13 protein-coding genes and 1 tRNA gene are annotated in these 14,256 nt (G+C 71.7%); 2 read left to right on the top strand and 12 right to left on the bottom strand.

What is annotated here, in order from left to right:
* Nucleotides 1-77 precede the first annotated feature (77 nt).
* Entirely contained in the window at nt 78-866 is a 789-nt protein-coding gene (locus IEY91_RS40610) for an AfsR/SARP family transcriptional regulator (protein ID WP_164316790.1), read from the top strand.
* Nucleotides 867-928: 62 nt separating this feature from the next.
* Here the strand turns inward: IEY91_RS40610 and serS are convergent, their stop codons facing one another.
* The 12 genes from serS to IEY91_RS40550 form a co-directional block, all read right to left on the bottom strand.
* A complete protein-coding gene (gene serS / locus IEY91_RS40605) occupies nt 929-2,203 on the bottom strand; it encodes a serine--tRNA ligase (protein WP_189177794.1) in 1,275 nt (424 codons plus the stop codon).
* 144 nt (nt 2,204-2,347) lie between these two features.
* On the bottom strand, nt 2,348-2,581 hold the full coding sequence (locus tag IEY91_RS40600; RefSeq protein WP_164316786.1) for an acyl carrier protein: 234 nt from the start codon (nt 2,579-2,581) through the stop codon (nt 2,348-2,350).
* A 25-nt stretch (nt 2,582-2,606) separates the two neighbouring features.
* On the bottom strand, nt 2,607-3,626 hold the full coding sequence (locus tag IEY91_RS40595) for a beta-ketoacyl-ACP synthase III (protein WP_189177793.1): 1,020 nt from the start codon (nt 3,624-3,626) through the stop codon (nt 2,607-2,609).
* A complete protein-coding gene (locus IEY91_RS40590) occupies nt 3,623-4,636 on the bottom strand; it encodes a ferritin family protein (RefSeq protein ID WP_189177792.1) in 1,014 nt (337 codons plus the stop codon). The genes IEY91_RS40595 and IEY91_RS40590 overlap by 4 nt, the downstream gene beginning before the upstream one ends.
* 55 nt (nt 4,637-4,691) lie before the next feature.
* Entirely contained in the window at nt 4,692-5,324 is a 633-nt protein-coding gene (locus tag IEY91_RS40585; protein WP_189177791.1) for a hypothetical protein, read from the bottom strand.
* Between the two features lie 20 nt (nt 5,325-5,344).
* Nucleotides 5,345-5,827: an SRPBCC family protein gene (locus IEY91_RS40580; protein ID WP_164316777.1), complete on the bottom strand. Its 483-nt coding sequence runs from the start codon at nt 5,825-5,827 to the stop codon at nt 5,345-5,347.
* A complete protein-coding gene (locus IEY91_RS40575; protein WP_164316775.1) occupies nt 5,827-7,113 on the bottom strand; it encodes an aspartate aminotransferase family protein in 1,287 nt (428 codons plus the stop codon). Before IEY91_RS40575 ends, IEY91_RS40580 begins: the two co-directional genes overlap by 1 nt.
* Nucleotides 7,114-7,228: 115 nt before the next feature.
* Nucleotides 7,229-8,368, bottom strand: a complete 1,140-nt coding sequence (locus IEY91_RS40570; RefSeq protein WP_189177790.1) for an acyl-CoA dehydrogenase family protein — start codon at nt 8,366-8,368, stop codon at nt 7,229-7,231.
* 92 nt (nt 8,369-8,460) lie between these two features.
* Nucleotides 8,461-10,068, bottom strand: coding sequence for an aldehyde dehydrogenase family protein (locus IEY91_RS40565; RefSeq protein WP_164316771.1), 1,608 nt, complete (start codon nt 10,066-10,068; stop codon nt 8,461-8,463).
* A gap of 213 nt (nt 10,069-10,281) precedes the next feature.
* Nucleotides 10,282-11,751, bottom strand: coding sequence for an MmgE/PrpD family protein (locus IEY91_RS40560; RefSeq protein ID WP_189177789.1), 1,470 nt, complete (start codon nt 11,749-11,751; stop codon nt 10,282-10,284).
* Nucleotides 11,702-12,751 carry a diacylglycerol/lipid kinase family protein gene (locus IEY91_RS40555; RefSeq protein WP_189177788.1) on the bottom strand — a complete coding sequence of 350 codons (1,050 nt, stop codon included), beginning with the start codon at nt 12,749-12,751 and terminating at the stop codon, nt 11,702-11,704. The genes IEY91_RS40560 and IEY91_RS40555 overlap by 50 nt, the downstream gene beginning before the upstream one ends.
* Before the next feature lie 88 nt (nt 12,752-12,839).
* A tRNA-Gly gene (locus IEY91_RS40550) sits at nt 12,840-12,927 on the bottom strand.
* Nucleotides 12,928-13,111: 184 nt separating this feature from the next.
* On the opposite strand from IEY91_RS40550, the gene IEY91_RS40545 reads away from it, so the two are divergent.
* Entirely contained in the window at nt 13,112-14,197 is a 1,086-nt protein-coding gene (locus IEY91_RS40545) for a bifunctional lysylphosphatidylglycerol flippase/synthetase MprF (protein WP_189177787.1), read from the top strand.
* The last annotated feature ends 59 nt before the right edge of the window (nt 14,198-14,256 follow it).

Raw genomic sequence — 14,256 nt, 5'->3', positions numbered from 1 at the left:
CGGACACACCCTCCGCAAGCCCCCCGGGCGGAGCCGACACCCGCCCGGCGGGCGACGCCGAAGGGAAGGAGCAGTCAGTGAAGTTCAAGGTTCTCGGCTCACTGGGAGTCGAGGTGGACGGACACTTCCACCCCATCCGCGGCGGACACCAGCGCGTGCTGCTCGCCGTGCTCCTGGTCAACGGCGGCCGCCTCATCCCCGCCGAAGAGCTCTACGGCGAACTGTGGGGCGAACACCCGCCGGTGACGGTGGAGAACGCCCTGCAGGCCCACGTCTCCCGGCTGCGCCGCACCCTGCAGAGTCTGGGCCCCGGCGCGCCGGTGCTGCTCACCCGCTCCACCGGCTACAGCCTCGAATTCCCCGCGGGCGACCTGGACCTGAACGTCTTCCGGCGCGGGGTGGGCCGGGCCCGCGCGGTGATGGACCGGGACCGGGAGGCCGCGGCCGGCCTGCTGGCGCAGGTCCTTGGCCTGTGGCGGGGGACCGCGCTGCAGGACGTCGCCGGCGGGCCGCTGTGCCAGTCGGTGGCGGTGCAGCTGGCCGAGGAGCACCTGGCCGCCACCGAGGACAAGCTCTGGCTCGACTTCGAGCGCGAAGTGCCCTTGGCGATAGGGGAGTTGAAGCGCATGAGTGTGGTGCATCCCTGGCGGGAGCGGGTCACCGAGATGCTGATGCTGGCGCTGTACCGCTGCGGCCGGCAGGCGGAGGCCATCGAGACCTACAACGCGGCCCGCGCCCGGATGGTCGCCGAGCTGGGCACCGAGCCCTCACCGCAGCTCAGGGAGCTCTTCCTGGACATACTCAACCAGTCACCGGCCTGCGCCGGCACGGGCAAGGGCGCACGGCCCGCACCCCAGCCGGCCTGAACACCCCCCCCGGCACCCCGCAACACCCCGCCCCGCCCCTGCCTCTGGCCGGGGCGGGGTGTTCAGTCGGTGGTGCCGTCCGCGCGGATCTGCGAGAAGCCCGCGTAGGAGTGCAGCGCCGGGGGCAGGGTGACGGATCCGTCGGGGCGCTGGCCCTGTTCCAGGAGCGCGGCCAGGGTGCGGCCCAGCGGCAGGGCGGAGCCGTTGAGGGTCGCGGCCGGTTCCTTGCCGGCGGGTGTGCGGACGCGAATGCCTGCGCGGCGGGCCTGGAAGGTGCCGCAGTCGGAGACGGAGGAGATCTCGCGGAAGGCGTTGCTGCCGGGCAGCCACACTTCGATGTCGTAGGTCATGCGGGCGGCGAATCCCAGGTCGCCGGCGGGCAGCAGCACGGTGCGGTGGGACAGTTCCAGGCGGCGCAGGCATTCCTCGGCGTGGCCGAGCATCACTTCCAGCTGCTTGTGTGCGTCGCCGGCGGCGCAGATGCGTACGAGTTCCACCTTCTCGAACTGGTGCAGGCGCAGGATGCCGCGGGTGTCGCGGCCGTAGCTGCCGGCCTCGGCGCGAAAGCAGGGGGTGCGGGCGGTGAAGGCCAGCGGCAGTTCGGCGGCGTCAAGGACCTCGCCCGCCACGAGGTTGGTGAGGGGGACTTCGGCGGTGGGGACCAGGAACAGCTCGCGGTCGCCGACGGCGGTGGCGAACAGGTCGTCGGCGAACTTGGGCAGTTGGCCGGTTCCGGTCATGGTGGCGCGGTTGACCAGGTAGGGCACGGAGTGCTCGGTGTAGCCGTGTTCGCGGGTGTGAAGGTCCAGGAGGAAGTCGGCGAGGGCGCGCTCCAGGCGGGCGCCGGGGCCGCGGGTCAGGGTGAAGCGGGCACCGGAGAGGCGGGCGGCGCGTGCGGAGTCCAGGATGCCCAGTGCCTCGCCGAGGTCGGCGTGGTGGCGGGCCCCGGCGGCCTCGGCGGGAGGCGGTCCGCCGCGGCGGACCTCGAGGGCCTCGCTGTCGCTGTGTCCCTCGGGCACCGCGTCCAGGGGCAGGTTGGGGATGGCCAGGAGCAGTGCGGTCAGCGTCTGTTCGGCGCTGTGGGCGGCGGCTTCGGCCTGCTGCACCCGTTCGCGCAGCTGCCGGGAGGCCTCGCGGGCCTGCGGCGAGGGCCGCCCGCCGCCGTGCGAGCGCGCGGCGGCCTTCAGTTCGGCGCGCAGCCCGGACACGGCCTCAAGGGCTTGCGTCCGGCGCCGGTGGGCCTCCTTCAGCACGTCCGTGCGCAGCGTGTACCGGCGCCGGGCCAGGCGCCGCACCGCCTCGGGCTCGCTCTCCAGCAGCTCACGTACGTCGTGCATGGGCCTCTCCTTGGATGCGTGCCGGCAGCGGGCATCCCGCACCCGCACCCGTGCCCGCGCGGGCCCGTCGCCGGGTCCGGGCGCCGGGCGGCAAGTGCCGGGCGCCGGGCGGTGGTTGGCAGGGGGCGGGGTGCGGCGGGGGTGTCAGGCGGCGGCCGCGCGGCGCTGGGTCATCATCGCGGCCATCTCGCCGACGGTCTCGGCCTCCATCAGCTCGTCGTCGCTGATCTTGATGCCGTAGTCCTTCTCCAGGAGCATCGACAGCTCGACGACGGCCAGGGAGTCCAGTTCGGCCTCTTCGCGGGTGGCTTGTTCGGTGATCTTCTCGGGGGCCACCTTGAGCATGGCGACGAGGATCTCTTTGAGGGTCTCGAACATGGCGGGCTTTCCTTTCCGGGGCTTTCTAGGACGCGGGTGCGGCGACGGGGATGTCGGGCCAGGTGAGGGTGGCAGCCCCCCAGGACAGCCCGCCGCCGAAGGCGGTGAGCAGCACCCGGTGGCCGGACTTGAGGGAGCCGTCGGCGGCGCTGTGGGCGAGCAGGGTGGGCAGCGAGGCGACGGCGGTGTTGCCGACCTCGGCGATGTTGGAGAGCTGGCGCTCGCTCTCGAAGCCGAGTTCGCCGGCGACCGCGGCCAGGATGCGCAGGTTGGCCTGGTGGGCGCAGAGCCGGTGCACGTCGGCCAGGTTCCAGCCGGCGCGTGCCACGGCTTCGCGGGAGGCCTCGCTCATCCGCTTGACGGCGTGGCGGAAGGTCTCGCGGCCGTTCATCTTGAAGTAGACGTCGTCGGGGTCGGGTTGTTTGCTGGGGGGCTGGGTGGAGCGGGAGCGGGAGCCGCCGGCGGGGACCTGGATGAGGTCGGTCAGGGAGCCGTCGCTGCCCAGGACGGGCATGCCGACGGCTCCGGGCTCGCCGGCGTGGCCGGCGCGCAGCACCATGGCTCCTGCGGCGTCCCCGAACAGGACGACGGTGGCGCGGTCGTCGGGGTCGACCATGGTGGTGAAGGCGTCGGCGCCGATCAGCAGGATGCGCCGGGCGGCGCCTGCGGCGATGAGCCCGGCGGCGTTGGCCAGGCCGTAGAGGAATCCGGCGCAGGCGGCGGAGAGGTCGAAGGCGGGCAGGGTGCCAAGGCCCAGGCGGGTGGCGACGTCGGGTGCGGTGGGCGGCACTTGCTTGTCGGGTGTGGTGGTGGCCAGGATCAGCGCGTCCACGTCCCCGCCCCCGGCGGACTCAAGGGCCCGGCGGCCTGCTTGGACGGCGAGGTCGGAGGTGGCGTCGCCGGGCTCGACGACGTGGCGTACCGACATGCCGGTGCGGGTGCGGATCCATTCGTCGCTGGTGTCCAGGCGCGCGCTCAGGTCGTCGTTGGTGACCAGGGTGGGCGGCAGGTAGGCGCCGAGGCCCGCGATGACGGCGGATTTCATGCGCGCGCCCCGGACGCACCGGTGGTGGTGGGGCTGGTGAGGGCTTCGAGGGGCAGGCCCATGTAGGCCATGCGGGACTCGGCCATCTCGTCGGTCCACTGCTCGGCCATGTCGTAGCGCTCGTCGGGGGTGGTGTCCAGCAGGCGGGTGCCGGGCCAGATCTCGTAGTCGCCGATCTTGTCGGCGTGCTGGGCCATGCCCTGCTGGAAGAGTTCCTCGCGGTGGATGACGAACTTGCGGTCGTCGATCTCGTCCCACAGCCGTACGCCGGCGGCGAGGATCTCCATCAGGCGCGGCCGGTATTCGGGGTGGGCCCGGAGATAGTCGCGCAGGATGGTGCTGGCGACGGTGAGGTGGCGGATCTCGTCGATGGCGGTGCCGCGGGAGATCTCGCCGGTGGCCGGGGACAGCGGGGTCCACTTGCGTTCGCTGAGTTCGGCGGCGGGGGCCAGGACGCCTTCGATGACGATGGCGAAGACGGCGACGCCGCCGGGGAAGTCGCGCTGGGTCTGGACGATGTCGAGGGTGAAGTCGATGACGGGCTGCAGTACTTCGCGGTGGTAGTCGGCGGCCATCGCCTCGATGTCGCGCAGCAGGGTGTCCTCGGGCATGCCGAGTTCCACCAGGTGGTTGCGGAACACCCGGGCGTGGCGGGCCTCGTCGATGAGCTGGGTGGCGTAGAACTCGAGCTCGTCGATGCCCGGGGCGATGGCGACGTAGGGGGCCAGGATGCGGGTGGCGACCTCTTCGGACAGGCCGCGGAAGCCGAATTCCAGGACGAGGGCCTCGCGCAGCGGGCCGGGCGCCTTGAGGAAGTCCGGCACTTGTGCCTTCTCGTGGTGGCCGGTGATGCCGCGCTCGCGCAGGGTGCCCTGGGCGACCTGGGTGATCCAGTAGGCGAGGTTGCACTCCTTGGGGCCCAGGGTGAGTTCCTTGGCGCCGTCGAGCAGACCAGGAGCGGCGTCCCAGTCTGCCTCCCGGGCCACGGTGCTGGGCGGGAAACCGGTCATGGCGGGTGGTGCTCCTTCGTGGGTGGCGGCGTGAGGGGCGGGGTCGGCGGGCGGCCTAGGACACCGGCTGCCCGGCCGGTTCGGCGGATTCGGCGTGCCGGGCGGACGGGGCGTGCCCGGCCGCCGCTGCCGGTGCGGGTGCGGGGCTGTGGGCGCCGGTTGCGGCGGTCTCGGCGGGGCGTGCGGGCGCGGGCGGGATGTGCCCGACCGGCTCCGGGTCGAAGGTGTGCGAGACCGGCTTGGGGTGGGGAAGGCGCAGGTCGTCCAGCAGACGCAGGTACCCCTTCTGCGCGACGGGCTCATAGGGCAGCGCGAAGGACTTCATGAAGTTGCCGAACAGCCCCCGGTCCCCGCTGAGGTGCCACGGGATGGCGAGCAGCGCCCACTCCGGGCCGATGGTCCAGCACCACAGGGCCACGACCGCGCCTTGCGTGATCAGGCTGTGCATCACGTTGTAGAGCACGTAGTAGGCCTTGGGGATGGGGCGGCCGCCGGCGCGCTTGAAGGCGATCGCGCCCGGCAGGTAGCCGATCACGTCGATGTAGAGGAACAGAGCGATCCACACCGGCCAGCGGATGTCGCCGAAGTTGACGATGATCGCCGCGGTGGAGGCCGCGAAGGCGACGAGGTACTCGGCGCGGTGCAGGGCGAAGGTGCGGGGGGTTTCGAAGGGGTTGGCCTGGTCCATGGCGTGCTGGCCTCCTTGATTCAGGCGGCGGCGTCGGCGGGGGTGCCCAGTGCGACGTCGCCGCGCAGCCGGGTGTTCTCGAACAGGCCGGTGACGGCCCAGGCCACGGTCTCCTTGATGACGCGTTCGGCGATCGGGTCGAGGATGCCTTCGAGGCTGGGGATGCCGAAGTCGAAGTCGACCTCGAAGTGCACGTGCACGTCGGCGCCGTCCTGGGTGAAGGCCCAGGTGCCGGTGAAGGTGTCGAAGTCGCCGTCGCTCTGGGTGAAGCGGATCCGGCCGTCCTCGCGGGCGAAGACGTCGGTCTCGGTCCAGCGCAGCAGGCCGCTGCGGAAGTGCAGTTCCCAGCTGGAACTGCCCTCGTCCGCGCCGGGGGCGTGGTGCACGGTGGTGGTGCTGACGTGGGGGGCGAGTTCGGGGAACCGGTCGAACTTCGCGAGGGACTCGTAGACGGCCTGGCTGTTCTCGCCCAGGACCACCGCGTCCAGTTGAACGTGGCGCATCAGTTGCTACCGCCTTCCGGCATCCTGGCCGAACGGGCGACCAGGTCGAGGGTTGCTTTGTCGAAGGAGTTGAGGAGGAACTCCACGTCCAGTTCGGTGAGGGTGGCGGGCGGGGTGAAGCGCACCACGGAGCTGCCGTTCATGGAGTGGTTGGCGACGACGCCGTGGTTGAACAGTTCGATGAGCAGTTCCCCGGCCAGGCCGGGTTCGGCCAGTTCGACGCCGATGAGCAGGCCGCGGCCGCGTACGTCCTTCACCAGGTGGCCGATGTTGCGCCGGGCGATCTCGCCGATGCGGGGCAGGAGTTGGGCGCCGAGGTCCATGGCCTTGGTGACCAGGCGTTCTTCCTTCATGGCGCGGATGGCGCCCTGGACGGCGGCCATGAGCAGGGGCTGTCCGGAGAAGGTGGCGGTGTGGACGTAGGGGTCCTTGTCGAAGGGGCGGAAGGCGGTGCGGGTGGCGATGGCGGCGGAGACCGGCACCACGCCTCCGCCGAGGGCCTTGCCGGCGAGCAGGACGTCGGGGACGACGCCTTCGGTGTCGGCGCCCCACCATTCGCCGAGCCGGCCCATGCCGCTTTGTACTTCGTCCAGGATGAGGAAGCCGTCGTACTCGCGCACGAGTTCCTCGACGCGCTTGAGGTAGCCGCGCGGCGGGATGATGACGCCGCCCTCGCCCTGGACGGGCTCCAGGATGACGCAGATCTCGCCGGGGTGGGCGCGCAGTTCGGCCTCGAGGGCGTCGGCGTCGCCGAAGGGCAGGTGGCTGACGTCGGGGATCAGGGGGCGGAAGGGCTTTTGGTAGACCTCTTTGGCGGTGGCCGACAGGGCGCCCAGGGTTTTGCCGTGGTAGCCGCCGCCCATGGACACGGTGCGCTTGCGGCCGCCGGCGCGGGCGAGTTTGAGGCCGGTCTCGACGGCTTCGGCGCCCGAGAGCGCGAAGTGCACCCGGTCCAGGCCGGGCGGCATGACGGAGACCAGGGCCTCGGCGGCGCGGGCCACGGTCGGCTCCAGCAGGATGCGGGTGGCCACCGGGTGGGTGTTGAGCTGGCGCTGGACGGCCTCCATGACGATGGGGTGGCGGGCGCCCATGATGAACACGCCGTAGCCGCCGGCGTTCAAGAAGCGCTCGCCGTCGCTGGTGGTCAGCCAGTTCCCGCTGGAGGCCACCTCCATGTGGCTGCCGAACAGCTCGGCGAGGGTGGCCCGGCCCTTGCTGAGGTGGGCCCGGTAGAGGCCGAGGATCTCTTCCTCGGTGTCGACCCGGATGTCCTGGGTCACGGTCACGGATAACTCCCTGGGAAAGGACGGGCTGTTGGCATCGGCAGGCGGCCCCCGTGGGGCCGGGCCCGGGGGAGCCCACGACAGGGCCGGGGGCGCTCACGACGGGGGCCGGGGGTGCTCAGGACAGGTCGAGCGGGGCGCCGTTGAAGTAGTCGGCCAGCGGGGCGCAGGTCGCCGAGCGGCCCGGCGGGTGGAAGATCAGCGGCCGCACCGAGGCGGCCAGGCGGGCGTGGTCGGGGCTGTGGATGAAGTCCATGCCGCCCAGCAGTTCCAGGCTCTGCTCCGCACAGCGCGCGAGGAGGTCCTGGGCGGCGTAGCGGGCGATGAGGACCTGGGCGACGGCCTCCTCGCCGCCCAGGCCGTCGCGCACCGCGCGGGCCACGCCCTCCAGGAGGGCGAAGGCGCTCTCGGCGTCGATGACGACCCCGGCGCGCTCCGCGGCGGTGCCCCGCCCGCGCTCAAGGACCACCTCCGCCAGGGCCGCGGCGGCGCCCGCGTATCCGGCCGAGACGAGCATCTCGAACCAGATGACGCCCGCGGCCTGCAGGTCGTCGATGCGGGTGGGGTCCTCGGCGGTGGTGCGGATGACCATGTCGTCGGGGACGAACACGTCGGTGAGGCGGACCTCTTCGCTCTCGGAGGCGGCAAGGACGTCGCTGCCCCAGAACGGGTGCACGCTCAAACCGGGCGCGCCGGCCGGGACCAGGGCCAGTGCCAGCTCGGGGGTGCCGTCGGGGCCGGGCACGGCGATGGAGGCGGTGAGCAGTTGCATCGAGTGGGCCAGGCTGCAGGGCTTCTTGGCGCCGGACAGGCGGTAGCCGCCCTCGACGGGCTTCGCGGTCACGGAGGGGGTGAAGATGTTCTGCTGGGTCTTGCCCTCGGCCCAGCCCGAGGCCATCAACACCTGGTCGGGCACGATCCGGTGCAGCAGCTTCACCTGGCTGTCGGCGAGCCGGCCGGCGGGCTCGGCCAGCGCGTAGAGCATCGACACGGTGAAGTGGTGCATGGTCACCCCGGCGGCCACCGACGGCGAGGCGGCGCCGACCGCGCGCTGCACCCGCACCACGTCGACGGGGTCGGCGCCGTGCCCGCCGAACGCGGCGGGCACCATCAGCGCCACCCCGCCGTGCCCCCGGAACACGCCGATCGCCGGGCTCCCCGTCGCCTCGCGCTCGGCGAAGGGGATGGCTTGAAGCGCCGTGAGCAGCCCGGGGTGGTACCGGTCGCAGACCGCGCGGGCGAAGTCGAGGGAGCGCACCTGCAAACACCTCCATGGGGATTTCAGAATGTGAGGGGGCGGCGGCCCGCGGAGCAGAGGTGAGCGGGCGCGACGCGTTCCGAGCGGGGCTTTCAGGGGCCGAACACGGCCTCGTGCGGGCTCACGTCGTGGGCGATGCTGACGCCCTGGATGTGGGAGGTCTTCAGGATCGGGTAGTTGGCCTCGCCGTAGACGCCGCCGGTCAGGCCGGTGCCGCCGTGGCTGGGCAGATAGGGCAGGAACCCGATGTGCGAGTCGTTGATCTTCAGCAGGCCGCCGTTGACGACGCGCTGCACGAAGGCGTTCATCACCCGCGCCGACTTGACCCACAGCGAGTTGCGCAGCCCGTACTCGTTGGAGTTGACGAACTCGATGAAGGCGTTGAGGAGTTCGTCGTCCCCGGCCGCATCACTGGGCTGGGGCACCACGATGGGCAGCAGCGGGAAGAACGTCTCGCTGCGCACGATGTCGTGCTGGCGGGCGCCGTCCAGGCCGTCCACGCGCACCACGGTGGGCTGCAGGAACACACCGGTCTCCGAGACGGTGCCGTCGACCTCGGTGCGCTGCCCGCCGGTGATGATCTCGCCCCCGCGCTCGAGGGACTGCGCGAGCAGCGCGAAGAACTTCTCGCTGCGCCGCACCGGGGAGAGCAGGACGTCCTCGTCCTCGGGGTAGCCGGGACGCACGAGCTTGATACGCTCCTTGACCTCGGCGATGAGGTCCTCGGCGACCTCGGGGTGCACCAGCACGCAGTTGGGCACCATGCAGATCTGGCCGGAGCCGTAGAAGGACTCGCAGATCGCCTCGGCCGCCTTCTTCAGGTCGGCGCCCTTCCAGATGACGATGGTGTCGTTGCCGGCCAGCTCCAGGATGGGCTTCTTGCCGTTGGCCACGCACTGTTCCTGGAAGCGCAGGCCCTCCTCGCTGCCGCCGATGTAGAAGATGTCGTTGACCATGGGGGAGGTGACCCAGCGGTCCAGGGTCTGCTTGGGGTTGGAGCAGACGGCGTTGAGGATCCCCGCCGGCGCGTCGATCTCCTCCAGCAGGGGGCCGACGACGTCGCGCATCAGCCACATGGTGCTCAGCGCGATGCTGCGCGGGGCGCGCATGACCACGGCGTTGCCGGCCATCAGCGCCAGGACGGCCAGGGCGGCGCTGGGCGCGGGCGCGTTCTGCGGCGGGTTGAAGGCGACCACACCGTCGGGCTGGCGGCGCACGATCAGGCGCCGTCCCTCGTGCTCGAACTCGGTGTGCATGCGCTGGCGGTACCAGTACAGGCTCTCGTCGCTGTAGATCTGCTTCATGCAGCTCAGTTCCCAGCGGGCCAGGCGCAGCGGGTGCGCCTCGGAGGTGAGGATGTCCAGGAACTCCTCCTCGCGGCGGATGAGTTCCTCGCGGAACATCGCGCCCAGGCGCATCCGCCGCTCCAGGGGGACCTCGGCCCAGGCCGGTGCGGCGGCCGCGGCGGCCTCGGTGGCCAGGTCGATGGAGGCATCGCCCGCGATGGCGCAGCGGCCCACCACGTAGGGGTGGCCGGCGGCGTCGGAGTCGGGGTGCTGTTCGAGTTCCCGCTTCAGGCTGACGCTGGTGAAGACGTCTTCGAGGAGGGACCGGGCACTGACCGTATAGACCCAGCCGTCACCTTCGACGTCCTTGCCCGCGATGTAGAGCTTGTAGCTGCGGAGTTCCTTGTCAGGCATCAAAGGGACCTTTCACGTCTGTGGTCCGGCACACGCTCTGTCCGCCGGCCCGCTGATCCACTCGATTTCGCAGGGCTCGCCGGGTTTTTGTTCGCCCGCTGCGGGCGACGCATCGGCCTTCCAGCGGTTCATGGGCCCGCCGGGTTCGTCGGCTCACTTCGGATCCGATGTTTCCAGCGGCGCCTGACCCGGTGCTGACATGCGCCTCGTGAATTACCGAAGCGCCGTTTTGATCCAGTCCTGCAGGGCGTCGGCGTCCATGGAATCCAGTCCGGCCGCGGCATCGGCGACATCCGCAGAGCCGCCGAATTCCAGGAATTTCTCCCGCATCAGTTCGCCGTGGTGGGCGCGGGTGTGCGCGCCCGCGGCCGCGACGGGGATCATGCGCTGGCGCGATGCGGTACGCCCGTCGCTCAGACGCACCGTCACCCGGGCCCCGGTGGCCTTGGCCGAGGAGGTGAAGGCCTCGCGGGTGACGGTTCCGGCGGCGCTCTGGGCGAGCTCGGCGGCCTCCTCCCCGGCAAACGCGCGCAGCCAGGGCCCGGCCGCCTCACCGGCCTGGCGCACCGCCTCGCCGAAGGGCGCCTCCGAGGCGAACAGGGCTTTGGTCAGCTCCGGGTCGTGCACCAGGCGCACCCGCTCCGCCAGCGCCCACCGGTCCCGGTCGCTCAGCAGCGGCGCCGCGAAATCATTGACCGTCAGCCCGCCCGTCAGCAGGGCGGTGGCCACCGGGTAGGGGGTGTGCAGCACCAGCGCCCCCAGCGGCGAGCCCGGGCCCACGATGTAGGCGGCCGCCTTCTTGCCCGCGAACAGCGTGTACAGCGACGCCTCGACGACGATCTCCTCGACGTCCTCGGCCGCGAAGGGTCCGAGCTGGCGGTGCAGGGCGGCTGCGCAGTCCACGGCCGCATCCACGCCGGGCCCGCCCGGATGCATCTTGAACGACAGCGTCTCGGTGTGCCAGCGCGTGCCGAGCCCCGCGCTGACCGCGTCCGGCAGCGGCACCGAGGCGAACCGGTCCAAAAACCCGTCGGGATGCTCCAGGATGTCGATCGCACCCGTCAGCCCGGCACGGGCCGCGTCACAGGAGTCCATCGCCGTACGCACCGGGGTGAAGGTGTTGAACAGCCGCGCGTCACTGGCCAGAAAGGCGCGCATGAGCGGCCAGTTGGGCATGGCGAAGGCCAGGCCGAGCGCGTTGGACCACACCGCGTCGTCGGCGCCCTCGCAGTGCAGTCGCCCGCACACCGCGCCCGCCAGGTGGGTGTGCACGGCTGAGTGCCCGCGCAGCGGACCCAGCGTTGCGGCGGCGGTGATGCGGGCCGCGCACTCGTTGGCGGCCACCACCGCCGCCAGCAGCGCCGGCCCGTCCAGGCGCCGCGCGTAGGCGTAGGCCAGCGGCACCGACACCGTGGAGTTCGACAGATGTCCCGCGTACGCGGTGTCGTCCAGGTTCAGCCAGGACCCGAGCCCCGAGAGCACGCACGCCGAGGTCCGCGGATCGGCCTGCAGCGGCGGCCCGAAGCCCTCGATCAGACGCCTGCCCAAAGGGTGCGCGGCGCCCGCCCGGATCGAGGCGAGCTGGGAGAGCAGCTGGCTGGAGGCCAGCGCCCGCACCCGCTCGGGGATGTCCTCAGGGCGCAGCCACGCCGCCCAGCGGCACAGCTCCTTGAGTATCGACACGCGTCTCTTCCTCCCTGGGAGCGCCCCAGATGGCCAGCGCGCCCGGCAGCACCCCGACGGTCATGCTGGTGAAGCCGAGGGGCTGCAGTTCACCGTCGTGCTCGAAGAGCAGCGGCAGGCCGTCGGTGCGCTCCACGCGGATGCGCCGGCCGCGGCCGTGCACCACCCCGGCACGGGTGTGCAGCAGGCCCGCCCGGGCCAGGTCCGCCACCTCGGCGGGAGCGACCTCATCGCCGACGACGCACACGTCAAGAAGTCCGTCGTCCAGCTCGGAGCGGGGCAGAACCAGGTACTGCCCGCCCCGGTGGCGCCCGCCGCCCACATTGGCCAGGACGGTGGCGCCCTCGTGCAGCAGTTGGCCGTCGACCGTGACGCGCCCGGGGTAGGGGGTGAAGGAGGCGGCCGCGTCCGGCAGCGCCCGCGCGTACTTCTCCCGCCCCGCCGCGGCCACCGAGCGGGCCGCGATCAGCCCCTGCGCGATCAGCCCCGAACAGGCCCCGAGCAGCACCGGCCCGCCGGTCTCCTCCAGGCGCCCCAGATCGACGCGGCGCAGCCGCGCCCGAGCCGGATCACCCGTCACGGTCGCGCGAAGGGACTGGTGCCAGGGCTGCTCGGCCCACAGCATGCGGTAGCCGGAATTGCCGGTGCCCGCGGGCACGATGGCCAGCGCGGCACCCGCCCGGGACCGCCCCGCTCCCGGGGCGCCTTTGGCGTCCGCGGCGGCCAGTGCCCGCACGACCTCGTGCACCGTGCCGTCCCCGCCGACCGCCACCACCAGATCCGGCACCGCCCCCGCCCCCGCCGCCGTCGCTGGGGCGAGTGCGGCACGCACCGCCTCGGCGGCGCTGCCGCGGTGCGTCGTACGGTGCACCGCGACGTCCTGAAGATGCTGGCGGCACAGCCGCAGCACCTGCTCCAGGACACCGGAACGCAGCGTGCCCGCGGTGGGGTTGACGACGACGAGGGCCCGCCGGGGGGCAGGGGATGCCGCGATCGGCATGAGGCGATTCTCCAGACGCTGCGGCGATGAACCGGCGGGCAGGGCACGAATTTTTGGTGACACATATTTCCGTGTCACGGGCCTCGGGCGGAGAGGGCAGGATTCGAACCTGCGTGGGCTTGCACCCGACTGAAGCGGAACTCCGGTCCCCGATAAGCCACTCCGGGCACCTCTCCCAGTTCCCGGAAGCAATTTCCCTCCCGGTCACAGCAATTACGTTCGCACCCCTCTCTGATATTCGCCTGACAAGGGACTGACACCGGCCTCGCACATCGAATTCCCGCTCTTCCGAGACTCAAATATCCAGTGCTCTACTGCCCCCAGTCCAGTTCCGATCCAGAGCGGGAAGGAAAACACTCGATGTCTTCGACGACCACCTTGACCACATCCGCGCCGGACACACCGGCGTCCGCGTCTTCGCCCGCGGTGGCGACGGTGGAGGACGGCGCACCGGGCAAGACAGCCGCGTACGACACCGTCCTGCACGCCATCCGCACCCACACCCAGGCCGACAACCCCAGCGCCTTCCTGGCGATGAGCCGCCACACCAGCGCCTTCACCGCCCCCGGCCTCGACGGCGTCATCGCCTACCGCAGGGCCGGCCGCTACCTGATCCAGCTCGGCGGCCCCTTCGCCGCCCCCGACGCCTACCGCCCCCTGCTGGACGCGTTCGTGGCCCACGCCCACGGCCAGGGCCTGACCGTGGTCGGCGCCCAGCTGCAGCACCACGACGCGCTCGCCTACGCCGAACGCGGCTTCACCGTCAACCAGTTCGGCTCCTCCTGGGCCGTGCGCCTGCCCGACTTCACCCTGCGCGGCTCCCGCTTCATGCGCATGCGCAACAAGATCTCCCGCGCCCTGCGCAGCGGCCTTCACGTCAGCGAGGTGCCCGCACACGAGATGAGCGCGGCCATCGACGTCATCGACGCCGCCTGGCTGGGCTCCAAGGGCGAAGAGGCCCGCCCGCTGACCTTCCTGGTCGGCGAGCTCGGCGGCCAAGCCCAGGAACACCGCCGCCTGTTCGTGGGCACCATCGACTCCAAGCCCGTCGGCTACATCTCCTACTCCCCGGTGTACGGCAGCCGGGCGGGCTGGATGCACGACCTGAGCCGGCGCATCCCCGACGGCACACCGGGCCTGATGGAAGCCATCAACTCCCACGCCATCGAGGTCATGCGCGAAGAGGGCAGCGAGTGGCTGCACTTCGGCTTCACCCCCTTCACGGGCCTTGACGCGGCCCGCGAACTGCCCGGCCACAGCGCGTCGTTCCAGTGGCTGATGCACTTCCTGTGGGACCAGGGAGCGGCCCTCTACCCCGCCCAGAGTCAGCTCGCCTACAAGGAGAAGTGGGCGCCCGAGGAGCCCATCACCGAGTACGTGGCCTTCGAGGGCCCGGCCTCCGTCGCCGCCTTCGCGCACATCTTCCGCGCCTGCAACGCCTTCTGACCCTCCGTCATTTCTATACCGCCGCCTTCCGCCCCCGCGGGCGGAGGGAGAAGGAGCAG

It is taken from the genome of Streptomyces lasiicapitis (assembly GCF_014646335.1).
Taxonomy (GTDB): Bacteria; Actinomycetota; Actinomycetes; order Streptomycetales; family Streptomycetaceae; genus Streptomyces; species Streptomyces lasiicapitis.
This window is presented reverse-complemented; position numbering and strand designations above follow the sequence as displayed.